The following is a 23,307-nucleotide window of genomic DNA, read 5'->3' on the forward strand; positions in this document are numbered from 1 at the left end:
ATTAAATAATGAAACTTCGTTTCATCTTATTAATGTCCATTGCTTTTGGGCAGGTGAATTACAATCATCCTGAGTTGGATTGGAAGACCATTGAAACCGATCATTTCCGAATTCATTTTTATGCTGAGACAGAGCAATCCGCCCGTGAAGGGGCAACCGTGGCGGAGCGAATTTATCCATTTGTAACTAAACTCTATCAATATGAACCATTTGACAAGACCGATATCGTTTTCACCGATGTGGATGATATATCCAATGGTGCCGCATATTTTTATGATAATAAAATTATCATCTGGACCAGTCCTTTAGAATTTGAATTGCGCGGTTCACACCGTTGGTTCCAGAATGTAATCACTCACGAATTCACCCATATTGTTTCCATCCAGCGTGCTCAGAAGTTTGGTAAGTCCATTCCCGGTGGCTATTTTCAATGGATTGGCTATGAAAAAGAGAAACGTCCCGATGTGCTCTATGGCTATCCAAATACGCTTGTGAGCTATCCATTACCGGGGACAACTGTACCGCCGTGGTTGGCGGAAGGTGCCGCCCAATTTATGTATCCCGGCGCTGATTGGGATAATTGGGACAGTATACGGGATATGATTCTCCGTGACAGAATATTGAACAACAACATGCTTTCGTGGCGACAAATGAATACCTTTGGTAAAAGTGGGATTGGAAATGAATCTGTATATAATGCGGGCTTTGCTTTGGCCCGATATTTGGCAGTGAAGTATGGACCTGAATCTTTGGAAAAGATTATGACATCCTTGAGCAAACCAATGAATTATTCAATCAATAGAGGTATTAAGGATGCCACAGGAAATGAGGGTAAAAGTGTTTACAATGATTTTGTGACTGTTCTCAATACGAGATATGAAACATTGACAAAATCTGTTTTGCTTCATGAACGAAAGGGGAAAGTTATCCATGATAAAGGGACGGCCAATCTTTTTCCCGTCTGGAATGTTGATGGCACAAAGATTGCCTATATCTCAAATCAGGATCACGATTATTTTGGAAGTACAGATCTTTTCGTTTATGATATAAATAATAGATCGAGTGAAAAAATTGCCAAGAGTGTTTATTCTAAACCGGCTTGGAATGGGGATAAAATATATTATTCCAAAAAAGCGAAGAGGCCGAATAAATTTGGTTCAAAATATTATGACCTTTATGAATATGACTTTTCAACTAAAAAAGAATTTCGTTTAACGAAGGACGCGCGCGCATTCTCTCCTGTATTCAGCTCAAAAGACAGTGCCATTTTTTACCTTGCTACTTTTGACGGAACACAAAATATTTTCAAGATCGATCTTCATTTAAAATCTACCGAAAAACTTACGGATTTTGATGCCCATGAAATCATTGGCGGACTGAATTATGATGAAGGAAATGACCGCCTCATTTATGATATTACCACAAATCATTTTCGTAATATCCATTATTTGAGTTTATCCGATTCTACCTTAGGTCCTGTGTTAAATAATAAATTATGGGATGAGCGGCAAAGTGATTATTCGAAAAATGGAATGGTGTATAGTGATGATCGGTCGGGAATCTTCAATCTCTATTTTATTGGTAAAAAAAACCAAGGTTATCTAACCAATGTCTCCGGCGGCGCCTTTATGCCGGATATCCATGAGAGCGGGAAGGTTGTTTATTCCCTATATGAAAATGGTCAATATAAAATGGCAATCCTTGATTCTATTGAAATTATGGCTGATACACATGTGGGATATACTCCTTCATATTTTCAGCGGAATAAAAATTTATCTTTACGCATAAGTGAAAAGATTCGTGTAGAACCGGTAACGTACAAGGATCATTTTCCGCCCATGTTTACCATGCCTAGGGTGACAATGGATTATGGCACATTTAAACCCGGATTCTATTTCTATTCATCTGAGATTTTGGAAAAAGTTGCGATAGTTGGGGGTGCTTCTGTCAATCGCTCCAAGGATTTAGATTTGTTCTTTTTATTTGAGTATAAACATTTATATCCAACCCTATTTTTTGAAACATTTTATCTCACTCGGAATACGGAAGAACGATCAGCATACTCCGTATACAAACTGGATAATAATCTAAAATTTCGACTCATTGAATTTCGAGGTGGTATTCAAATCCCATTTTATGGGACTCAATTTGAACTATACGGAAGTTGGTCTCAATACCGTGCATCGATAAAGGAGCAAGTGGTGGGGAAGCCTCAACTTCAATCGGGAATTGGTTACGATTATTTCCGTGGAAAGGAAGCTGGTTTGAAATGGGGATTAACACAGTACAAGCGGCGAATCGATCAAAATATTAATCCCGTGGGATATCGGATCAACTTAAATGTGGCCAAAGAGTGGAATCAATTTATTGATGGATTAGATTTATCCGAATCGGGGACTCTTGTTTCCAATTTCAATAATCATGATTTGGTGCGGACAGAATTGAGTGGTGAATATCTTTGGGAAATTCCCAATACAAATAGATGGACGGTATCCATTGGGGGGCAAACAGGATGGATATCCAATACAAAAGCAGATTCATTTTTTCACTTTTTTGCCGGTGGTATGCCCGGATTGAAAGGCTATCCATTTTATTCCCTCGAAGGGACAAATATGGCGATTGGTGAAATGGGGTTGCGTGTGCCATTATTTCGAGAAAAACATATTCCCATTGGATGGTTTACTTTGCAGCATTCTACAATTGGGTTGATTGGTCAAGGTGGTGATGCATGGAATCGCGAAAAGTCAAATTTTAAAATGAAACGTTCGGCAGGAGTAGAATGGCGAATGTCCGGTGCATCTTTTTATAATTACCCTACTTCAATTGGAGTGGAATATCACCGAGGATTGGATACATTTGAAATGGATATTGGTGATGGAAATACCATAAAGTATGGCTATGAAGATCGGTTTTATTTCACAATATTGTTTGGTTTTTAAAATGAAAAGATTCATACTATTGACCCTTTTTATTTCAATGGGGTTGGCGCAATTCAATCCCTATGAGGTATCAAATTATCCAGTCCAGCGGGATTCGGTGAGAATGCCACTCTCTGCGAAGGCTATGTTTAAATCGTTTTTAATTCCGGGATGGGGTCAAATTCAGAATAAAGATCCATGGTGGAAGCCGGCTCTATTTGCCGGTGTAGAAACAATTGGACTGTTATCGTCTGCTAATTATGGTAAAAGGGCTGAAGATATTCGCCGAAATTTTGAATCTTTTGGCGATGAACACTGGGGCCTAGAACGGTGGTATAATAGGACGAAAATAATTTTTCCTAATCGCTGGGAAGAAATAATCATTGGAACCCATAAGCTTGGATTGAAAATAAATGGTGATTATTTTTATTCAGATCAGTTGGCAGATTTGGTAAAAAGATATTCATGGTCAGAAATATATGTTTTGCGGGATAGGGATTTTTATGAAAATATCGGTAAATATGATCAATTTGTAGGCGGTTGGGACGACCCTTATGACGACCCATTTGATTCTGAAGGAAATTGGTTTTCAGTACAAAAAGGAAATGTTGAATCCATAATTCTCACGAAAAGAAAAGATGATTTCCGAGATCAACGTCATCAAAGTAATTTGTTGAAACATTATTCACGTTATGCCGTAACGGTTGTGATGTTTAACCATCTAGCCAGCGGTTTAGAGGCAGCTTTGACGGCTAATAAAAAATCTAAAAATCTGGCAAAATTTAATTTGAATTACAATCCTTTAAATAAGTGGGGAGTTGGGGGTGTTCAAGTCACCTATACGTGGTAAATTCTCTGCTTAAAAATTGAAAGAAAGAATCCATTTAATGCGTGTAGCAGCAACTATTCTAATGTCTACGGTCATGTTTGTAACAGGATGTGCCGGAAATAAAGCTTTACGAGATATCGATTATAATGCAGAATTTCAGGAAGGTAAAACTGCATTAGCAAAAAAGAAATATTCAAAAGCACAGATGAAATTTAATACTGTGGTGATTGGTGCATCTCATACTGATTTGGGCGATGATGCCATTTTTTACCTCGGTGAATCCCATTATTTAGGTAAAGAGTACTTATTGGCGATTGCAGAATACGATCGCTTAATACGTAAAATGCCTTTCAGCGATTATGTTGAAAAAGCCCGTTATCGTATTTGTCAATCTTATGTGACTCTTTCTCCAAAATATTTTCGTGATCAAACTTATTCTGAAAAGGCCATTGGGAAACTTCAGGAGTTCATTGATGATTATCCAAATTCTAAGCATGGTAAAAAAGCTCAGGATGATATAAAAGATTTAAGAAATAAATTGTCTGAAAAGTCATATGAATCGGGCGTTTTATATATGAAAATGGAAGAGTACAAAGCAGCTCTTTTAGCCTTTGAGCAAGTAACTGAATTGTATTATGACACTGAATATATTGACCAAACTCATTTGAAAATAATCGAATGCTATTTTCGTCGTGGCGAATTGGAAATATCTCGAAATCACTTTGACAGCAAGCGTAAACATATTGAAAATTTGGGCATGGCTGAAGTGGTTGAAAAATGGTTCGAACTTGGCAGAGTAATGCGAAAGATTGAGGTCGAGTGAAAACCTGTCTTTTTGGTGGAACATTTGATCCACCTCATTTTGGCCATTTGATTGTAGCTCAAACCATTTTTGAGGCTGAACATTTTGATCGAATTGTATTTGTTCCCGCCCATATCCCGCCCCATAAAAAAGAACAAAAAATCTCTAATGTAAATTTGCGATTAGAGATGCTTAAGATTGCCACGAAGGACAACCCAAATTTCATCATTTCAGATATTGAGATAAAGCGTGGTGGAATTTCCTATTCTTTAGAAACTATAAGGGCTTATAAAGAAGAAACAAATATAACGCGCAATGATCTTTATTATTTGATTGGGAGTGATTCTTTAAAGCAATTCCACACTTGGGAAAATCCCAAAGCAATATTAGAAGAATGTCAATTGATAGTCGCCATTAGACCGGGTTTTCGTCCCAGTGATATTCCAAACTGGATCCTGGCTAAAGTACAATTTGCAAATATTCCACGAATTGAAATTTCTTCCACACAAATTAGGGAAAGATGGTTAGAAGATAAAACAATTCGCTATATGGTGACGCAACCCGTTTGGGAATTCATTAACGAACGCGATATATATTAATCAAATGTTCATGAGTCTCATATTTTTGGCTGCCGGTACTGTAATGCTTTTTTATGGCGCTGAGTGGATTGTGAAAGGTAGCTCTGGGATTGCTCAGCGTTTAGGCATTTCCCCTTTGGTCGTTGGATTAACCGTGGTTGCATTCGGTACATCCCTACCGGAATTAATTGTTAGTATTATTGCTTCTATGGAGGGTAGCTCGTCTATCGCAGTAGGCAATGTCGTTGGTTCCAATATTGCCAATGTTGGTTTAGTATTGGGACTGAGTGCGCTCATATTTCCGATTTCGGTTAATTATGACCATTTAAAAAGGGATATGTTCATTTATCTATGTGCATGTGCGTTATTTATTCTTTTCGCCTTTGACGGACGCTTAAGTCGCTTTGAAGGCACTATTTTGTTCATCAGTCTAATCTTTTATATTTTACTTTGCATTAAAAATCCCCATACTGGCGAATCAAAAACTGAAAAGCCTCAGGGGAAAACATTCAGTCTTGTCTTATTTGTTATTGCTGGAATCCTTCTTTTGGCATTTGGGGCAGACTTATTCGTGGATGGTGCTATTTTTCTCGCTCGATTTATTGGTGTATCTGAAATTGTTATTGGCATGACTGTGGTTGCTTTTGGTACATCTCTACCGGAATTAGCCACATCGGCAATGGCGGCATTCCGAAATGAAAGTGCCATCTCAGTTGGGAATATAATTGGTTCGAATATTTTTAATATTTTATCTGTATTGGGATTGGCGTCTATTATTAATCCTCTTGATTCACCAAAAGAAATCATGTCGTTCGAAGTTCCTTTAATGATTGGTTATGGTGTAGTCATGATTTTGATTGCCAAAATGCAGCAACCTATCAATCGTTTTATATCGGCCACATTATTGGGCGGATATTTTATTTTTATTTATCTCCTATTTTAACCTGGAATAAATCAGATTAGATTAATCCTATGATTCAACTCGATAACGTATCCTATACCTATCCAAAAGGCGGTGGTGTCTCCAATGTTAACCTGACTATCGAAGATGATGAATTCTCATTCCTGATTGGTCCCACGGGATCAGGGAAAACCACATTACTTAGGCTAGTTTATATGGATTTAATTCCTCAGGTTGGAAAGATTGTTATAGATAAATTCAAATCTAATCAGATTAAATCGAGGAAGATTCCTTATTTACGCCGGAAAATTGGTATGGTTTTTCAGGATTATCATTTACTAAACGACCGTAACCTGTTTGAAAATATTGCACTACCTTTACACGTTATTGGGTCATCAAAAGATGAAATAGTTGATCGAGTAGTAGAATCTCTAGAAGAAGTGGGGCTGGAGGATAAGGCAGAACATTTACCTGAAGAATTATCCGGTGGTGAGCAACAGCGTGCTTGCCTAGCGCGGGCATTGGTAAAAGATCCGGATATAATATTAGCTGACGAGCCTACAGGTAATCTTGATCCTGTGACTTCATTTGAGCTGGTTAAACTATTAGAAGAAATTAATCGTGAGGGCACAACCATACTCATGGCCTCTCATAATTATAATTTGATTAAGGGGCGAGGACATCGTATCATTGAAATCCAAAATGGAAGTGTGCGGCAATCCTAATGGATAAAATGGTGTTCCTTTTGGCAGAAGGTGTTAAAAACCTTTGGCGACATAAATTAACCGCCTTTTCGGCCATTTTTTCTACCTTCCTGACTTTGGCAGTAGCCGGATCATTGATCATTGTAAGTCAAAACACAAGTAAGGTAATTGAATACCTTCGTGATAAATACAAAATTGAAGTATTTTTTAAGGAAAGTGTAAAAGATAATCGTGTAGTAGAATTGGTCAATGAATTTAAAAAGATCAAGGGTGTCCGCTCGACCACAATGATTTCAAAATCTGATGCTGAAAAAATATTTAAATCCCAGTTTGGTGAGAACATTTTTGATTTAGTGGGGTATAATCCATTGCCGGCCAGTTGTGTGGTGAATGTGGTGAAAAACCATGAAACTATATTCAATGTTGGTCCGATTATTAACCGATTAAAAACCTACCCAGAAGTTGAAGATGTAAGTTACCAAGGAAGGCTAATTTTAAGAATTGAATCTTATTACCAGAAATTCGTTAAAGGAATGACAGTCTTGTTAATTCTAGTCTTAGGGATTTCTGTATTCATTATTTCAAATACAGTTCGATTGACAATCTATGCAAAAAAAGAATTAATCCAGGCACTGCAACTTATTGGAGCAACGCGAACATTTGTGAAAGCGCCTTTTATTATTGAAGGTATGTTCCATGGCTTGCTGGGAGCTTTGTTTGCTTCAGCGTTCCTTATCGCTGGTTTGGAAATTGGCTCCGGTATTATTTATTCAGTAACCAAACTCAACGTACAATATGACCCATTGGTCTTAATTGGTATTTTATCATCAACTGGGATTATTATCAGTTTCTTGGGTAGTAGTCGCGCAATCTCGAAATTTTTAAAATAAATGATTATAATTACTTTCTTGACAGATGAAAATCAAACCATCTAATTTTCAACCCTATGTCAACAATTAAAATTCCAAATTTGAATGATCGAGAAGCGGCGATTCTCACATCAGTTATTGAGGAATATATCGCATCTGGAACTCCTGTTTCTTCGGGCTATCTTAAAAAGCATTGCGGTATGAATGTGTCTCCAGCCACAATCCGAAATGGCATGGTTTCATTGGAGAAAAAAGGATTCCTTATGCAATTGCATACATCCGGTGGAAGAATTCCATCAGATGTAGGATACCGATTTTATGTCAACGCCAAGCCAAAATTTCGATCGCTGGATGATCCTTTTTCTGAAAGCGTTGAAAAAGAACTGTTGACCGTTGCTAATAATGTTGACGAATTGTTGGACTCCACAGCATTAATGTTGGCGAAAGTTAGTCATATGTTTGGTGTTGTTTTGATCTCAGGGTATCATAAGAGTATCCTAACGGACATAGAATTAGTTTCTCTCCATGGGAATCGCATTATGCTCGTGTTGGGTCTAGATTCAGGTTTAATTAAGTCCATTGTGCTGAACTTGGATTTAAACATTCAGCCAAAGTTGATAAATAAGATAACTCTAATTCTGAAAGAGCGATTGATTGGATGCTCTTTAAAAGAAATTCAATCCACCATTGGAATGCGATTGAATGGTACAGAAATGTATTCCCACGAATTGGTTCAGGTTTTGATAGATGATTGTTTAAATTATTTTCATATAGATAATAATAAAAGAATATACACATCGCCATCTGATGTATTACTTGATCAACCTGAATTTCAAAACTTAGCAAACTTTCAACGTCTTTTACCTGCCTTGGATAAATCGTATTTGAACCAACATTTTAAAGATAATTTTTCGGATAAATCAGAAAGAACATTAATTGGAATCGAGAATGAAGATGAACTGTTAAATGATTGTTCCATTATAACAACCCAGTTTGACAGTGGACTAATACAGGGAACAATTGGTGTGCTGGGCCCAAAAAGAATTCCATATATGTCAGTCCAATCCATAATTGATAAATTTGCGGAGATTATACAAAGTGCCCTCTAAAGAAAAAACTGCCAGACCGGTAGCTAAGAAAAAAACGCCTACAAAGTCATCGACTACTAAACTCAAAGATCAAATAGAAACTTTAAAGTTCGATATTTCTTCTCATGAAGATAAATATCTTAGGCTTAAAGCTGAATTCGACAATTATCGTCGTCGGAAACAGGAAGAGACTAGTAACATGTTCAAGTATGATGGTGAATCTGTCATTAAACAATTTTTGACTGTTTTAGACGATCTGGATCGATTGGCAAAAGCTGCAGAAGAAAATGGTAAATCAAATATTGAAAAAATTAAAGAAGGTATCGATTTGATTGTTAATAAAATCACCAAACGGTTTTCTGAGCGGGAAGTTGTGCCTTTTACAGCGCCCGGTGATTTAGTAGACCCTGAACTTCATGATGCCCTTATGATGCGATTAGAAGAAGGAAAAAAAGAGAATGAAATCCTCGAAGTTTTCGAAAAAGGATATCGTTATAAAGATCGTGTCATTCGTCATGCAAAAGTTGTTGTAAACCAGACGCCATCATGAGAGATTTATATGACATAATAGGTGTAGACAAAAGTGCCTCTGATAACGAAATCAAAAAATCTTATCGGAAGATTGCCATGAAATATCATCCAGATAAAAATCCCGGTGATTCCGAAGCAGAGCAAAATTTTAAAGAGGCAGCTGAGGCGTATTCAATTTTGTCTGATAATCAAAAGAGAAGACAATATGATCAATTTGGGCATGCCGGCGTAGGCATGGGCGATTCTCCTGGCGGCGGTACTGGATTTCATGGTCACATGTCCATGGAAGATATATTCAGTAGTTTTGGAGACATCTTCGGCGGTGGAGGTGGTAGCGGTGGATTTGATCCATTCGGCGGTATATTTGGTGGTGGGCAAAGAAGGGGTATTAAAAAGGCCCGAGATTTAAAAGTAGCATTAAAATTAGATTATGCGGATATCGTTAAGGGTACAGATAAAACGATCAAGATTAAACGTCATGAAACGTGTGAAACTTGTACTGGAAATGGCGCCCAGGCAGGAACGATGCCAACATCCTGTCGACAATGTAGTGGGTCTGGCCAAATTCGACAAATGTCTCAGTCATTTTTTGGGCAATCCGTAACAGTTCGAGAATGTCCTGTCTGCCAGGGGTCTGGTGAAATGATTGAGAATCCCTGTAAACCCTGTGGTGGCAATGGCATACAACGCAAAACTGTTGAAATAAAAGTAAAGGTACCTGCCGGCGTTGCAGAGGGGAATTATATGACCCTCAATAGTCAAGGAAATAAAGGACCGAAAGGTTTTCAGTCTGGGGATTTAATAATAATTTTTGAAGAAAAAGAGCACCCTGTTTTTACGCGTAATGGTGAAGATGTTATAACCGAAGTGCAAATTCAGTTCCACCAGGCCGCGCTTGGTATAACATTAGAAGTGCCTACATTGGAAGGAAAAGCTAACTTGAAAGTGCCTTCGGGGATTCAATCAGGGCAAATTTTACGCATGCGTGGAAAAGGATTTCCACGTGTTCGGGGATCGGCCAGGGGAGATCAATTGGTTCGCGTCCAAGTGCAAACACCAAAATCTTTATCTCGTCAACAGAAAAAAATACTAGAAGAGTTATCTTCGCTTAATGGTCAATCTGAACCCATATTTAAACGGGTAGTTCTGGATTGAGTATCTTCACCCAGCAGGAATCCTTGGTAATTAAATTTCTGCTTGGTGTCATTGTATTAGGTATTGTTGTTACATCATACCGCCATTGGATCGGTGATGAAGTGCCGTCTGCAGAATCAGAAATATTGGCTTTCAAAGTAGCTGCCGAAAGGATTGCTGAAGAAAAGGTCAGAAATCCTCATGAAAAGAAGCAGATTCGAACCGTAAAAAGTGTTAATATCAACACTTCGAATAAAGTGAAATTGATGACAATTCCCGGTATTGGGCCTGTAACTGCAGAGAGAATTATGCGCCATAGGGAAGATTATGGATTATTTGAATCCGTCGAAGGGTTATTGAAAGTAAAGGGCATTGGCCCTAAAACGTTTGAAAAAATTAAAAACTATATAAAGACGAAGGATTGAATCGAATGTCTGAGAATAATCAATCAGAACTATCTAAAAAACGTAAACTGTATTCCGACCTATTAGAATTCGCCATTGTGACTGCTTTTCTTTTCCTGATTATAAGTATTTACGTACCTAGGGCCATTTGGGATGAAGAAGAGCTTTATGAGGGGCAAAGCCATTTTTTCATGGAAAACATGTACGATATTGAAAATTTTTATAATGATCTCATGGAAGAATATGATGCGGATGGACTTTGGGCTATGCAAGTCGTGAACTCTGTTCGTGATTCATTGACCGGCGATTCAACCTATTTGGGGGAGCAATCAATTACATTAAATGGAAAATCCTTTATGGTTAATGTACCTAAGGGATATGATTCTGATTTTGATACAACGTTTGGATTCCCCATGATCCGACGTGATACAGTTTCAGATACGATTGCAACTATTGTTATGTTTTCAGAAGATCTATCCCGAAATGATACATCCTATGTTCAGAAAAAACTTTTGGCAAAATTCCAGGCTGATACTAATTTTGTTTCACTGATAGAAGAAGTTGAATCTGAGCGTGTAGAAGTTGTGAATTACTATGATACATTCATGCCAGATTCTTCTATGTATTTTTGTCCAGTCACCGAAAAACCCTTTCTTATTTCAATAATGAATGAAGGTAATGTGGTTAGAGTTGATAGTCCAATCGAAGAAACTGTTATACGCCGACGATATGCCATTTTTGCCTTCAAAGCTGATAATCATGGTTTTATTGATGATGGCTCCAAAAGTTGGGATAGGTAATTATTTATAAGTGATTCATCTCGCTATATCGGATAGCCATCTTTTATGTGCTCAGTGGACAGAAAAAGACGGGCAACCGCTACTCACTTCTTTCTCATATAAAAAGCTCCCAAGGCCCCTCAGTGTTTTAAATAATTCTGAAACGGAAATTATTTCAGTCCTGAATGCAGGCTTGCATCTAATCCGTGAAGATGTTCCCTTTGAAGGTGATAAAGTATATGTCACAATCCCAGATGAATATTGCCACTCTTCCGTTGTAGATCTTGAACCGGAATTGACAGAAAATGACGGATGGGCATTTGTTCAATGGACGATAAATCAGCGATGGGAAAGTGGTGGTTCATTTGAATATTTTGGAAGATCATTTAAAGGGAAACCTAATTCAGTTTTTGCAATTCGCGTCTCTACAATTTTTACCGAGCCAATTAAACTCGCTATTCAGGAGTTGGGTGGAGAGGCTGTGTGGATGGGCAGCGAATCAAGCGTATATTTTGGATTGAACCCTGAAAATGGATGTACAGTATTTCACCCTTCAGCAAACGGTTATCAATATTTTCAATATTCACAGGATAGTTTTCAGATTGGATCGGCACGATTTTTAAAAGGTGAATGGAAACTTCATCCATTGGTCGGTAATGATTCAGACAAAAAAGTATTTTCTGGCCAATTATTTTTTGCCGGAATATTAACTGAAAAGAGAAAAGCTAATTTTAAAGGTCGTCGGATTAAACAAATGGCTGCCCTTACTGGCATTGCATTAGAAGGTAATATTATTCCGAAAGGGGTTAAAGAAGAGGATCTATATATTTTAACAGCGATTGCTACAGGAACGATTAAAGGTGTAGCTCTTAATTTTTTCGATAAACCTGGATTGCAAAGATTTGAATATGAGAAGCCTGTTCCAATTTTAAAATCGAAAGAGGAAACCGAAAAACCTGCAAAAAAGAAAGTTGTAAAACAAAAAGTTAAAAAGAGAATAAAAAAGCCTAAAAAGAAAATTAATTTTCTTCAACCCTTCTTGTACTTTTTCTTTTTTGTTACCATAGGGGCCATGCTTGTTTTCGATCAAAAACCAGAATTGTTCGATCCAGTCATGAAGTATAAAGATGAAATTTTTCAAAAAACCGCACTGCCAATTCCGGTAGTTACAAAAATTCCGATTATTAAAACAATAACCGCGCCGCCTAAAAAAGAATTGGAATATCTATTTAAATCACAAAGCTTAATATCTATAACCCGGAAAATTTTAAAATTATCGGACGACTATAAAATCCTATTATTATCCATAAGTGATGGTAGGATGGATTTAGAATTGGTTGGTACTAAAGTAATGGATGCACCCATAGATTCATTCGGGGACGTTTTAAACTATTCCCTCCGTCAAGTAAATGGAGATGAAAAATATAAACACGGTTATTTGGTTAGTTATCGTTCGGCCGATTCAACTAATATCCGTTCCGAATTCACGGCGGAAGAATTTCAATCTTACATTTCAGGTATTGACCAATCATTCTTAAAGGCAATTGACCCAATAGAAAGAAATAGTGGAATCCAAATTCCAATCATCGTTAGGATAGGTGGTATTAAAAATATTAATCAACTATTGTCAGAATTATCTGTGAATGGAAAAAATGTAGTAGTAGAAAAATTTGTTTATACCAGTGATCCGGGTAATATTAATCCGTCGGCCATTTTTTATATTTCACTTTATTTTGCATCACAAACCGAATACCAGGATTAGGGTATGCAAATCCAAGCTGGCCGCTATAAAGGTCGTCGGGTAAAAACTGTAGCCAATGCACCTTACCGACCAACAACATCCATTGTAAGAAAAAGTCTTTTCGATATTCTCGGTGATTTATCTGGGTACCATATATTAGATCTTTATGCAGGGTCAGGCATTCTTGGTTTTGAAGCAAGCAGTCGTGGCGCTGAATCAGTTACATTCGTCGAAACCAGTATGCGAGTTGTATCCCTTTTGAAAATGAATGGTTCTCTTTTTAAAGAATCTCAATTTAGTTACATAAGGATGGATGCATTGAAATATTTAGATAAATGCGAGTCATTTGATCTAATCATTGCCGATCCACCATATCAAAATTCAGAAACTGATTTAGTCATAAAAAAATCGTTAACTCGCTTAAAAGAAGATAAATTTTTTATACTTGAATCTTCGCCTCGAGAATTCTCAATTTCGCCCTCAAGAGTTAAGCTTTATGGAGACACGCAACTAACTTTTTGGAGAAACACCAAATGAGAACAATCGTATACCCAGGAACCTTTGATCCCATTCACTGTGGTCATATTGACATTGCTGAACGTGCGTCAAAACTATTTGATAAAATTGTTTTTGTTATTGCCGTCAATACGGAGAAGAATCCCTTGTTTACGCCCGAAGAGCGGATAGAGATGATTTTGGGTGCAACCAATCATATAGGGAATGTTGAAGCACATTCTACCAATGGTTTAATAGCAGAATATGCTCGAAAGATTGAAGCCGTGGCTCTGATCCGGGGACTTCGTCATGTGTCTGATTTTGAATTTGAATTCCAGATGGCTACCATGAATCACCATTTAAACCCAGACGTATCTACATTGTTAATGGTGACAGCAGAAAACTTTATACATTTGAATTCCACCGTTGTGAAAGATGTGGCTCGACTGAAAGGTGATATTTCAAAATTTGTACCGCCTATTGTGCTGCAAAAATTAAAAGATAAATTTCACCTTTCCTGATTTATTTTACTTTCGGCAACTTTACCGAAAGCAATCATTCTCTATTTTATTTAAATTCTACGTCTCATTTTTAGAGATTTACAATAATTATGCCTACATACGACTATAAATGTCAACAGTGTAACCACACATTTGAATACTTTCAGGCCATGTCCGATGCTCGGTTAGAAAATTGTCCTGAATGTGAGGGAGCAGTGCGTCGTCTAGTTAGTGGCGGTACTGGATTAATTTTTAAAGGGAGTGGGTTCTATCTCACGGACTATGTTAAAAAGAAATCATCCGAAAAAGCGAGTGAAACGAAAAAAAGTAAAGAAACGAAAAAGAAGACAGTAAAAGAAAGCGCGAAAACATGAGTAAAATAAAACAGGGTGAAAAAATAACATTTGTTGATGGAATTTATAATGTACCGAACTATCCGATTATTCCCTTTATTGAAGGTGATGGTATTGGGGCTGATATTTGGGCTGCATCTAAAAAGGTATTTGATGCGGCAGTTGCAAAAGCATATAAGGGTGAAAGATCTCTTGTTTGGCATGAAGTGTTGGCTGGTGAAAAAGCAAACAAAAATACTGGTTCATGGTTACCTGATGAAACGTTAAATACAATTCGTGAATATTTGATAGCCATCAAAGGACCATTGACAACTCCGGTTGGTGGTGGAATCCGATCTTTAAATGTTGCACTTAGACAAATCTTAGACCTTTATGCTTGTGTCCGTCCTGTTAGGTGGTTTGAAGGTGTGCCATCACCTGTGAAAAAACCAGAATTAGTAAACATGATTATTTTTAGGGAAAATACCGAAGATATTTATGCTGGGATAGAGTGGGAGCACGGTTCTGAAGAAGTTGAAAAAGTAAAGAAATTCCTCACTGAAGAAATGGGTGTAACGAATATTCGTTTTCCAGATACTACTTCAATAGGGGTGAAACCAGTTTCCGAAGAAGGAACGGAGCGCATCGTAAAAGCCGCTTTGGATTATGCTATTGAGAATGGTAATGAAACGGTGACTTTGGTCCATAAGGGCAATATAATGAAATTTACCGAAGGCAAGTTCAAGGAATGGGGATATGCGTTAGCCAAACGGGAATATGGCGCCCAAGATTATGAAGGCGGCCCATGGCAGGTGATTGATAATAATGGAAAACAACTAATTGTAAAGGACGTGATTGCCGATGCTTTCTTGCAACAAATTTTGCTTCGCCCGGGTGAGTATGACGTAATTGCCACACTTAATTTAAATGGCGACTATATTTCAGATGCCTTGGCTGCTATAGTCGGAGGAATTGGTATCGCCCCTGGTGCCAATATAAATTATAATACTGGCCATGCGATTTTTGAAGCCACCCATGGGACAGCGCCTAAATATGCCGGTAAGGATATGGTAAATCCATCCTCTGTCATTTTATCTGGTGTTATGATGTTAGAACATATAGGCTGGCAGGAAGCAGCTAATTTAATTACCGGAGGTATCGAAGGTGCCATTGATGCCAAAACGGTTACATACGATTTTCACCGACTCATGGATGGTGCTGAGAAAGTTTCATGCTCAGGGTTCGGTGAGGCCATAATCGCGAATATGTAAACTATGAATCAACTTATTTCAATGAAAGGTGTGTAAGTAATTACGCGCCTTTTTATTTTCAATTATGTTTATTGATTACACTAAAGTAGAACTCCATGCCGGTAATGGTGGTCGGGGTTGTGTTTCATTCCGCAGGGAAAAATATATTTCCAAAGGCGGCCCCGATGGCGGTGATGGAGGCAATGGTGGCAATATTATTGCAAAGGTGGACACAAATCTTCATACATTGCAGGATATCCGTTATTCGAGATTATACAAAGCGAAAAATGGAACATCCGGTGCCGGTGGTTTAAAGACTGGTAAGAATGGGGAAGATATACTTATAAAGGTCCCATTGGGAACAATCATTCGAAATATCGATTCCAATGAAGTTGTGGCTGATTTTGATGCGAATGGACAAGAATCTATAATTTGTGAAGGTGGAAAAGGTGGCAAGGGAAATATAAAATTCAAATCTTCTACGAAACAAACGCCCCGCTATGCACAACCTGGCATTGAAGGTGAATCTGGAAAATTTGAATTTGAGTTAAAAATATTGGCAGATGTTGGTTTGGTTGGATTTCCAAATGCCGGTAAATCAACATTATTATCTGTGTTATCAAAAGCACGACCAAAGATTGCCGATTATCCATTCACGACACTTGAGCCCCATTTAGGTATTGTAAAATCAGGTGAGTACAAATCCTTTCTTATGGCGGATATTCCCGGGCTCATCGAAGGAGCGGCAGATGGAAAAGGATTGGGGCATCAATTCCTGCGCCATATTGAAAGAAATCGCGTCCTTTTATTTTTGATTGATGGTAATGACGAAGATCCATTCAAATCATTTGAAGCGTTAAAGAATGAACTTATTTCATATAATTCTTCATTAATCATGAAACCTATACTTCTTGTGAGGACAAAAGGGGATGCTCTCGACAAAATTGACCATACAAAGTGGAATAATATTCCCGAATTTTTTATGGAAATTTCTGCTGTAACTGGTGATGGGTTATTAAAATTAGTCAAAGAAATAAGCGGTCATCTTGATGAAAAATAGTAGCCTCATCAAGATATTAAATCTGCTAAAAGTAAAAGGTCTTGGGCCCCAACGAGTACGAACAATAATATCACATTTCGGAATTGAAGCAGAAATATTTTCTTTATCCTCCGAGGAATTATGCGCAGCTCCAAATATTAATCTAAAAATTGCGAGAGCAATTCATTCGTATTCCGATTTGGACTTTGGTGAAAAAGAACTTGAACGGGCAAATAAGGTCGGTGCATCAATTGTAGCATTCTGGGATAAGGATTATCCGACCCTTTTAAAGAAAATTTACGATCCGCCAGTTATCCTCTACGTGAAAGGCAATTCATTGAAAAAAGAAGATGATTGTGTGGGTGTGGTTGGCACGAGAAATATCACGCCTTATGGTAAAAAAGTGACGACTTCGATTGTATCAGATTTGGTTTCATCAGATTTAACAATAGTCAGTGGACTTGCGAGAGGTGTTGATAGCTTTGCCCATCATACGGCGGTAAAGGCGGGCGGTAAAACAATTGCAGTGCTTGGGAACGGTATAGACTTTGTCTATCCATCCGAAAATAAAAAGCTGGCAGAATCGATTTGTGAAAATGGATCCGTAATATCCGAATTCTCAATTGGAACCAATCCCGATGCGGGGAATTTCCCCCAACGTAACAGGATCATTAGTGGATTATCTCATGGGACAATTGTAGTCGAAGCAGGAAATAGAAGTGGTGCAATTCTGACTGCTTTAAATGCTGTGGATCAAAACAGGGAAGTGTTTGCCGTTCCGGGTAGATTAATTGACAAAATGAGTGTTGGATGTAATCGCTTGATTCGGAATGGCGCGATTCCTGTTGAATCGAGTGAGCAGATTTTGGATCATATTACAAATCAATTGTTTAATCCAAGAAACCCTGTTCAGCAGAAGATGAAACTTCATTTATCAAAAGAGGAACATGCACTGGTTGATCTCCTAGAAGATGATCCGAAACATATTGATGATATTGTATTGATCAGTGATTTGGAAATAACCCAAGCATTGACATTGTTGTTAAAATTGGAATTGAAGGGTGCTGTAGTTCAGCTTAGTGGAAAACAATTCGCCCGTGCATAGAATCCGTTGTTTAGGATCAATTATATCAATTAAATTTAGACGCAAAATATAAATAATAATTTTGCATTTGGAGGGGTGGCCGAGCGGCTTAAGGCGGCACCCTGCTAAGGTGTTTTAGGTGAAATATCCTAACGTGGGTTCGAATCCCACCCCCTCCGCTCATAATAAAGAAGCCCTGAACTAGTTCGGGGCTTCTTTATTATGATCTTTGCGTATTTTTCTCTACAAGTTTTAAATCAATGTTTTTAGAAATTATCATAGGTAAAGAACATAGCAAACGCTTACCTATATTTGGTGTCGTCACACACTTGAATTTCCCCTCTATTTACATTACTATCATTGCTTAATTTCCTCGTCAATTTTTATGTCAAATTCTTCAGTAAAAGTTCGATTCGCACCCAGCCCCACCGGTGAGCTACATATTGGCGGCGCACGTACAGCACTGTTCAATTGGTTATTCGCAAGAAACAATGGTGGAAAATTTTATCTTAGGATTGAAGATACGGATCCCACTCGTTCCCAAGATAAATTCACAGATCAAATTTTGGAGTCTCTTGCTTGGCTAGGACTAGATTGGGATGGTCCCTTAGTGTATCAATCCAAACGGTTTGACGATTATAAAATTCACGTAAAAGCACTCCTCGGCTCAGGGCAGGTTTACCGTTGTTTTTGTTCAAAAGATGATTTGCAGTCGGCACGTGATAAAGGTCATTATCAATATCCTAAAACATGTAGAAACCTAACTGAAGATCAGGTGAAGCAAAAACTGAATCAAGGGGTGGGGTTTACTTATCGTGTGAGAATTCCCGATGGTGAAACCAATTATGAAGATTTGATTTATGGTCCAATTCGAGTGGATCATAAGGAATTAGATGATTTTATAGTCGTCCGTTCTGACGGATCTCCAACATATAATTTCACCGCAGTGATTGATGATTACGATATGGGCATTACGCATGTCATCCGTGGGGAAGACCATGTGGCCAACACGCCCAAACAGATATTATTATATGAAGCGCTTGGTTATGAAATTCCAACTTTTGCCCATTTGCCCATGATTTTAGGCCATGATAAAAAACGATTGAGTAAAAGACACGGTGCGCCCGGTGTGCAAAATTTTAGAGATGACGGTTATTTTCCAGAAATTTTATTAAATTATTTGGCATTGTTGGGATGGAATCCCGGAACAGAAGAAGAGCTGTTTTCCGTGGCTCAGCTTATTGAAAAGTTTGACCTTTCCTTGGTGCATAAAAAAGGTGCTGTGTGGGATGAGAAAAAACTCCATTGGCTTAGCGGTCAGTATATAAAGAATCAAACTTCGGATTCTCTTTTGGAATCCATTCGGGGCATTAATCCTGATTGGGGTAAGGGGAGTGAAATATCCTTTTTAATTTCTATACTGGAATTGTTAAAAGTCAGGGCGAAATCGCTCAATGAGTTTGTGCAACAATCGGAATACTTTTTTAACGATCCGGCAAGCTATGATGAAAAAGGCGTTAAAAAAGGTTGGAAAGATGAATCCGTAAACCTGCGAATTAACGAATTTTTAGTTTATCTTGTAGAAATACCTAATTGGCGAAAAGAAGAAATTGAAACGGTATTTAAAACATTCGCAGAAACTAAAGAATTAGGATTGGGAAAAATAATTATGCCCGTCCGATTGGCTACTTGTGGTACCTTAAATGGCCCATCTATCTTTCAAATATTGGAATTGTTAGGTAAGGATATAACTATCCGAAGAATAAAAACTGCAAAAGAAAAATTACCGAGTTAAATGGAAGAACAAAACAAACACCGCCACTTTATTCAACGTATTATTGATGAAGATAATGTTTCCGGGAAATTTGAAAATCGAGTTCATACTCGCTTTCCACCGGAGCCAAACGGTTATCTTCATATTGGTCATGCCAAAGCTATTTGTTTGAACTTTAGTATCGCCAATGAATTCGGCGGTGAATGTAATCTCAGATTTGACGACACCAATCCTATAGCAGAAGAAGAAGAATATGTCCGATCGATTCAAGAGGATGTTAAATGGCTCGGTTTCAATTGGGATAAACTTTGTTTTGCATCTGATTATTTTCAAAAATTATATGATTATTCTATGCAATTGGTTGAATCGGGAAAAGCTTATGTTTGCGATCTAACACCAGAAGAGATTAGAAATTCCCGTGGCTCATTGACAGAAGGTGGACAAGAAAGTCCATACCGTAATAGGTCTGTTGGAGAAAATCTTGATCTATTTACCCGTATGAAAAAAGGCGAATTTCCCGACGGTAGTAAAACATTGCGCGCAAAAATTGATATGGCACATCCCAATATGAATATGCGAGATCCTGTTATTTATCGAATTTTGCATGCCCATCATCACCGCACTAAAAATGATTGGTGTATATATCCTATGTATGATTGGGCTCATGGTTTAGAAGATTCAATCGAGGGTGTCACCCATTCATTATGCTCATTAGAATTCGAGGATCATCGTCCTATTTATGATTGGTATTTAGATGCATTAGATGCTTACCATCCGCAGCAAATTGAATTTGCCCGACTAAATTTGAGTTATACTATAATGTCCAAAAGATTGTTAAAACAATTGGTGGATGAGAATCATGTTTCTGGTTGGGATGATCCTCGTATGCCCACTATCTCCGGATTACGTAGAAGGGGATACACGCCAATAACAATCCGAAATTTTATGGATGAGATAGGTATCGCCAAACGAAATAATGTGATGGAAGTGACTAAACTTGAAGCGCTACTACGGACGGATTTGAATAAAAAATGCGAGCGGCGTATGGCAGTGTTGAATCCGTTGAAGGTTGTGATAACCAATTATGCTAAAGACAAAGACGAAATGTTGGATGCGATCAATAATCCGGAAGATGAATCTGCGGGTAAACGGAGTGTCCCCTTTAGTGGCGAGTTGTTTATTGAGCGGGATGATTTTATGGAAGATCCTCCGAAGAAATTTTTTCGATTAGGTCCCGGTCGTGAAGTAAGGCTTCGTTATGCTTATTTTATTATCTGTAATGAAGTAATAATAGATCAAGATGGGAATATTACGGAATTGCACTGTACGTACGATCCTGAAACAAAAGGGGGTAATGCTCCTGATGGTAGGAAGGTGAAAGCAACGCTTCACTGGGTTTCGGCAACCCATGCCATTGATTCTGAGGTACGTCTTTATGATCGATTGTTTAAAGTACCATCGCCAGGATCCATGGATAATTTTATTGATGCACTTAATCCTGATTCGCTGACTGTTTTGAGTAAATGTAAATTGGAACCAGAATTGGGTAATGCAAAAGTTGGAGAAACTATTCAGTTTGAGCGATTGGGATATTTCTGCAAAGATTCTGATTTAAATCAAATGCCCGTATTTAATCGAACTGTCCCATTGCGGGATTCCTGGGCTAAAATTGAAAAACAGATTCAATTGGGACAGAAAAAATAGCATTGAGAAAAATCCTTAATTCCAATTAATTTGACAGCCGATGTGGACTAAAACTAAATCAATCTTTTCCCTTTTTCTTATAGTGGGCGCAATTAATGCGGCGCCCCCATCTTTGCATATTTATGTAATTCCATTTGATAATACAAAAAATGATGTGGCTATCGGATGGTTATCTGATGCTTTTTCTGAAATGGTTAATTCTGAATTAAGTCAACATGATCGAATTTATTTAAAAAATAAAATAGGATTAGAAGAAGTTATGACAAACCGTTCCTTACTTCTTCAGCAACGACCTGGTACAAAGAATTTCCTCATCCTCGGAAAATTTGAACGCGCATTGGATAAAATTTCCGTATCAGTCCAACTGATTGATATTGCTACCTGGGATGAAGTGGACCGTAGAAAGATTCGGGGTGACTATAACGATATTAAGGAAATCAATCAGTCATTGTCAGAATCAGTAAATGTCATGATTGAGCGTTTCCTGCCAAAACCTGAAAAAGGTCCGTATCCAACTATTACGGAAGGCAAGCGGATGCGCACACCACCTACTTATGGAGAAAAAGCCATTAATGTAAGTTCAGCCATCGATGTGGCCATTGATGAATTGGAAAAGAAACTGGACTTAAATATTGGTGCCCGCGGAGAGGTTGATTCCAAGGAATTGCGGGAAGAAAAAGGTGAATGGATTCTTGATATTGGAAAAGACAATTATAAAGATTCCCGCCCGGAAAACAATATTAACACGAATATGATGGTCGAGGTTTTGGGAAATCTTATGGATAATCCATACAAGGTAAAAATAACTCGTCCTGAATTCAATTATGATCCAAAGAACCGAAAAGAATTTCAAATTGAGATGTCCGTTAATTATAGTCTAAAGAGTAATATAATAAATGATATGCTTACATCACTGCCATACTCAGGATTGAAGCAAGATGGGAATCTTACTATTTTTTATTTCAATCGGGATAAATATAATTTTCCCAAGGAGATTTCGGAAAAAATCCAATTCGGTAAATATCGTTCAATTCCCGTTATTCAATTACAGGATTTAAATGGGAAGCCCCTAGTCATTCTAGTCGATTCGCCGGATCAAAATATTCATGGACTGGGCAGCCGAAACGTCTTATATAAACCATTCCATTTCTTTTCCCCATTGATTGATTTCACTGTTGGTGGATGGTCTATGCAAGTGGCACTCGAAACGGTTGACATTCCTGTCTCGTATAATTTTACAATGGACGTAAATACTGCCAACAATATCAGCCGTATCAGTCTGAAATTCATACCAGAAGATGAATTGCAGTCGTTCTTGAGCAAATTGCTCTAATTTTAATAAAAAGTAATAATATGAAAAATAGAATTTTAATTTGCATTATGGCATTAGCTGTGCCCATCATTCTAGGGCAAAGTAAAGTCCCCAATATTAAATTGAAAAAGCTGAATGGTAAATCAGTTATGCTACAGGATTATCTTAAAAGTGGACCTGTACTAATTAATTTTTGGGCTACATGGTGTGCGCCTTGTAAAAAGGAAATGGTTTATTTAGATCAATTTGAAAAGAAGTACACAAAGAATGGATTCTCTATTTTAGCCGTGAGTACCGATAGTCAAAAAAGCCTTTCCCAAGTACGTAGTTATATTCGATCAAAAAAATACACCTTTGAAGTTTTCCAGGATCCAAATAGTCAAATATTTAAAAAGCTGAACGGCAACCTTATGCCTACTAATATCCTGATTAGTAAAGAAGGCCAAATCCTCTGGCAGCATTATGGTTATCTTCCGGGAGATGAGACTCAATTGGAAAAAGAAATAAGGTCTGCACTCAAGATAGATTCCTGATTCTGT

The 23,307-nt window shown here is 37.7% G+C and carries 23 protein-coding genes and 1 tRNA gene; all 24 read left to right on the forward strand.

Features of this window, described 5'->3' with window-relative positions; all coding sequences use genetic code 11:
* Window positions 1-8: 8 nt before the first annotated feature.
* Complete coding sequence (locus tag HN459_08675; GenBank protein MBT3479520.1) at window positions 9-2,939, forward strand: hypothetical protein; 2,931 nt, start codon at window positions 9-11, stop codon at window positions 2,937-2,939.
* Between the two features lies 1 nt (window position 2,940).
* Entirely contained in the window at window positions 2,941-3,768 is an 828-nt protein-coding gene (locus tag HN459_08680; GenBank protein ID MBT3479521.1) for a hypothetical protein, read from the forward strand.
* Window positions 3,769-3,805: 37 nt separating this feature from the next.
* Entirely contained in the window at window positions 3,806-4,570 is a 765-nt protein-coding gene (gene bamD / locus HN459_08685; protein MBT3479522.1) for an outer membrane protein assembly factor BamD, read from the forward strand.
* A complete protein-coding gene (gene nadD / locus HN459_08690; protein MBT3479523.1) occupies window positions 4,567-5,148 on the forward strand; it encodes a nicotinate (nicotinamide) nucleotide adenylyltransferase in 582 nt (193 codons plus the stop codon). The genes bamD and nadD overlap by 4 nt, the downstream gene beginning before the upstream one ends.
* Before the next feature lie 10 nt (window positions 5,149-5,158).
* Window positions 5,159-6,070, forward strand: a complete 912-nt coding sequence (locus HN459_08695) for a calcium/sodium antiporter (GenBank protein ID MBT3479524.1) — start codon at window positions 5,159-5,161, stop codon at window positions 6,068-6,070.
* A 29-nt stretch (window positions 6,071-6,099) separates the two neighbouring features.
* Window positions 6,100-6,753, forward strand: a complete 654-nt coding sequence (locus HN459_08700) for an ATP-binding cassette domain-containing protein (protein MBT3479525.1) — start codon at window positions 6,100-6,102, stop codon at window positions 6,751-6,753.
* Complete coding sequence (locus HN459_08705) at window positions 6,753-7,622, forward strand: ABC transporter permease (protein ID MBT3479526.1); 870 nt, start codon at window positions 6,753-6,755, stop codon at window positions 7,620-7,622. The genes HN459_08700 and HN459_08705 overlap by 1 nt, the downstream gene beginning before the upstream one ends.
* A 56-nt stretch (window positions 7,623-7,678) precedes the next feature.
* Window positions 7,679-8,710, forward strand: coding sequence for a heat-inducible transcription repressor HrcA (gene hrcA / locus HN459_08710; GenBank protein ID MBT3479527.1), 1,032 nt, complete (start codon window positions 7,679-7,681; stop codon window positions 8,708-8,710).
* Window positions 8,700-9,239 (forward strand): nucleotide exchange factor GrpE, encoded by a 540-nt coding sequence (locus HN459_08715; protein MBT3479528.1) that lies wholly within the window; start codon window positions 8,700-8,702, stop codon window positions 9,237-9,239. Before hrcA ends, HN459_08715 begins: the two co-directional genes overlap by 11 nt.
* A complete protein-coding gene (dnaJ, locus tag HN459_08720) occupies window positions 9,236-10,375 on the forward strand; it encodes a molecular chaperone DnaJ (protein MBT3479529.1) in 1,140 nt (379 codons plus the stop codon). Before HN459_08715 ends, dnaJ begins: the two co-directional genes overlap by 4 nt.
* Before the next feature lie 245 nt (window positions 10,376-10,620).
* Window positions 10,621-10,779, forward strand: a complete 159-nt coding sequence (locus HN459_08725) for a helix-hairpin-helix domain-containing protein (protein MBT3479530.1) — start codon at window positions 10,621-10,623, stop codon at window positions 10,777-10,779.
* 5 nt (window positions 10,780-10,784) lie between these two features.
* Window positions 10,785-11,558 carry a hypothetical protein gene (locus tag HN459_08730; GenBank protein ID MBT3479531.1) on the forward strand — a complete coding sequence of 258 codons (774 nt, stop codon included), beginning with the start codon at window positions 10,785-10,787 and terminating at the stop codon, window positions 11,556-11,558.
* Window positions 11,559-11,568: 10 nt separating this feature from the next.
* A complete protein-coding gene (locus HN459_08735; GenBank protein MBT3479532.1) occupies window positions 11,569-13,299 on the forward strand; it encodes a hypothetical protein in 1,731 nt (576 codons plus the stop codon).
* A gap of 3 nt (window positions 13,300-13,302) precedes the next feature.
* A complete protein-coding gene (gene rsmD, locus HN459_08740; GenBank protein MBT3479533.1) occupies window positions 13,303-13,815 on the forward strand; it encodes a 16S rRNA (guanine(966)-N(2))-methyltransferase RsmD in 513 nt (170 codons plus the stop codon).
* Complete coding sequence (coaD, locus tag HN459_08745) at window positions 13,812-14,294, forward strand: pantetheine-phosphate adenylyltransferase (protein MBT3479534.1); 483 nt, start codon at window positions 13,812-13,814, stop codon at window positions 14,292-14,294. Before rsmD ends, coaD begins: the two co-directional genes overlap by 4 nt.
* 89 nt (window positions 14,295-14,383) lie before the next feature.
* Window positions 14,384-14,647, forward strand: coding sequence for a zinc ribbon domain-containing protein (locus HN459_08750; protein ID MBT3479535.1), 264 nt, complete (start codon window positions 14,384-14,386; stop codon window positions 14,645-14,647).
* Entirely contained in the window at window positions 14,644-15,876 is a 1,233-nt protein-coding gene (icd, locus tag HN459_08755) for an NADP-dependent isocitrate dehydrogenase (protein ID MBT3479536.1), read from the forward strand. The genes HN459_08750 and icd overlap by 4 nt, the downstream gene beginning before the upstream one ends.
* A 64-nt stretch (window positions 15,877-15,940) precedes the next feature.
* Window positions 15,941-16,915: a GTPase ObgE gene (gene obgE, locus HN459_08760; protein MBT3479537.1), complete on the forward strand. Its 975-nt coding sequence runs from the start codon at window positions 15,941-15,943 to the stop codon at window positions 16,913-16,915.
* Complete coding sequence (gene dprA / locus HN459_08765; protein ID MBT3479538.1) at window positions 16,905-17,999, forward strand: DNA-protecting protein DprA; 1,095 nt, start codon at window positions 16,905-16,907, stop codon at window positions 17,997-17,999. Before obgE ends, dprA begins: the two co-directional genes overlap by 11 nt.
* Before the next feature lie 69 nt (window positions 18,000-18,068).
* Window positions 18,069-18,157: transfer RNA gene (locus tag HN459_08770), tRNA-Ser, on the forward strand.
* A 206-nt stretch (window positions 18,158-18,363) separates the two neighbouring features.
* Window positions 18,364-19,773, forward strand: coding sequence for a glutamate--tRNA ligase (locus tag HN459_08775; protein MBT3479539.1), 1,410 nt, complete (start codon window positions 18,364-18,366; stop codon window positions 19,771-19,773).
* Window positions 19,774-21,456 (forward strand): glutamine--tRNA ligase/YqeY domain fusion protein, encoded by a 1,683-nt coding sequence (locus HN459_08780; protein ID MBT3479540.1) that lies wholly within the window; start codon window positions 19,774-19,776, stop codon window positions 21,454-21,456.
* Between the two features lie 40 nt (window positions 21,457-21,496).
* Window positions 21,497-22,789 (forward strand): hypothetical protein, encoded by a 1,293-nt coding sequence (locus HN459_08785; protein ID MBT3479541.1) that lies wholly within the window; start codon window positions 21,497-21,499, stop codon window positions 22,787-22,789.
* 20 nt (window positions 22,790-22,809) lie between these two features.
* Window positions 22,810-23,301, forward strand: a complete 492-nt coding sequence (locus tag HN459_08790; GenBank protein ID MBT3479542.1) for a TlpA family protein disulfide reductase — start codon at window positions 22,810-22,812, stop codon at window positions 23,299-23,301.
* The last annotated feature ends 6 nt before the right edge of the window (window positions 23,302-23,307 follow it).

The sequence above is a fragment of the Candidatus Neomarinimicrobiota bacterium genome, from assembly GCA_018647265.1.
GTDB lineage: Bacteria > Fidelibacterota > Marinisomatia > Marinisomatales > TCS55 > TCS55.

Bases quoted from the DNA above. Each gene is read 5' to 3' on its own strand.
- HN459_08705 (MBT3479526.1), top strand. From the start codon at position 6,753: ATGGATAAAATGGTGTTCCTTTTGGCAGAAGGTGTTAAAAACCTTTGG.
- HN459_08780 (MBT3479540.1), top strand. From the start codon at position 19,774: ATGGAAGAACAAAACAAACACCGCCACTTTATTCAACGTATTATTGAT.
- HN459_08680 (MBT3479521.1), top strand. From the start codon at position 2,941: ATGAAAAGATTCATACTATTGACCCTTTTTATTTCAATGGGGTTGGCG.
- HN459_08675 (MBT3479520.1), top strand. From the start codon at position 9: ATGAAACTTCGTTTCATCTTATTAATGTCCATTGCTTTTGGGCAGGTG.
- bamD (MBT3479522.1), top strand. From the start codon at position 3,806: ATGCGTGTAGCAGCAACTATTCTAATGTCTACGGTCATGTTTGTAACA.
- dnaJ (MBT3479529.1), top strand. From the start codon at position 9,236: ATGAGAGATTTATATGACATAATAGGTGTAGACAAAAGTGCCTCTGAT.
- HN459_08730 (MBT3479531.1), top strand. From the start codon at position 10,785: ATGTCTGAGAATAATCAATCAGAACTATCTAAAAAACGTAAACTGTAT.
- HN459_08700 (MBT3479525.1), top strand. From the start codon at position 6,100: ATGATTCAACTCGATAACGTATCCTATACCTATCCAAAAGGCGGTGGT.
- icd (MBT3479536.1), top strand. From the start codon at position 14,644: ATGAGTAAAATAAAACAGGGTGAAAAAATAACATTTGTTGATGGAATT.
- HN459_08695 (MBT3479524.1), top strand. From the start codon at position 5,159: ATGAGTCTCATATTTTTGGCTGCCGGTACTGTAATGCTTTTTTATGGC.
- obgE (MBT3479537.1), top strand. From the start codon at position 15,941: ATGTTTATTGATTACACTAAAGTAGAACTCCATGCCGGTAATGGTGGT.
- HN459_08790 (MBT3479542.1), top strand. From the start codon at position 22,810: ATGAAAAATAGAATTTTAATTTGCATTATGGCATTAGCTGTGCCCATC.
- HN459_08725 (MBT3479530.1), top strand. From the start codon at position 10,621: ATGACAATTCCCGGTATTGGGCCTGTAACTGCAGAGAGAATTATGCGC.
- coaD (MBT3479534.1), top strand. From the start codon at position 13,812: ATGAGAACAATCGTATACCCAGGAACCTTTGATCCCATTCACTGTGGT.
- rsmD (MBT3479533.1), top strand. From the start codon at position 13,303: ATGCAAATCCAAGCTGGCCGCTATAAAGGTCGTCGGGTAAAAACTGTA.
- HN459_08775 (MBT3479539.1), top strand. From the start codon at position 18,364: ATGTCAAATTCTTCAGTAAAAGTTCGATTCGCACCCAGCCCCACCGGT.
- hrcA (MBT3479527.1), top strand. From the start codon at position 7,679: ATGTCAACAATTAAAATTCCAAATTTGAATGATCGAGAAGCGGCGATT.
- HN459_08785 (MBT3479541.1), top strand. From the start codon at position 21,497: ATGTGGACTAAAACTAAATCAATCTTTTCCCTTTTTCTTATAGTGGGC.
- dprA (MBT3479538.1), top strand. From the start codon at position 16,905: ATGAAAAATAGTAGCCTCATCAAGATATTAAATCTGCTAAAAGTAAAA.
- HN459_08750 (MBT3479535.1), top strand. From the start codon at position 14,384: ATGCCTACATACGACTATAAATGTCAACAGTGTAACCACACATTTGAA.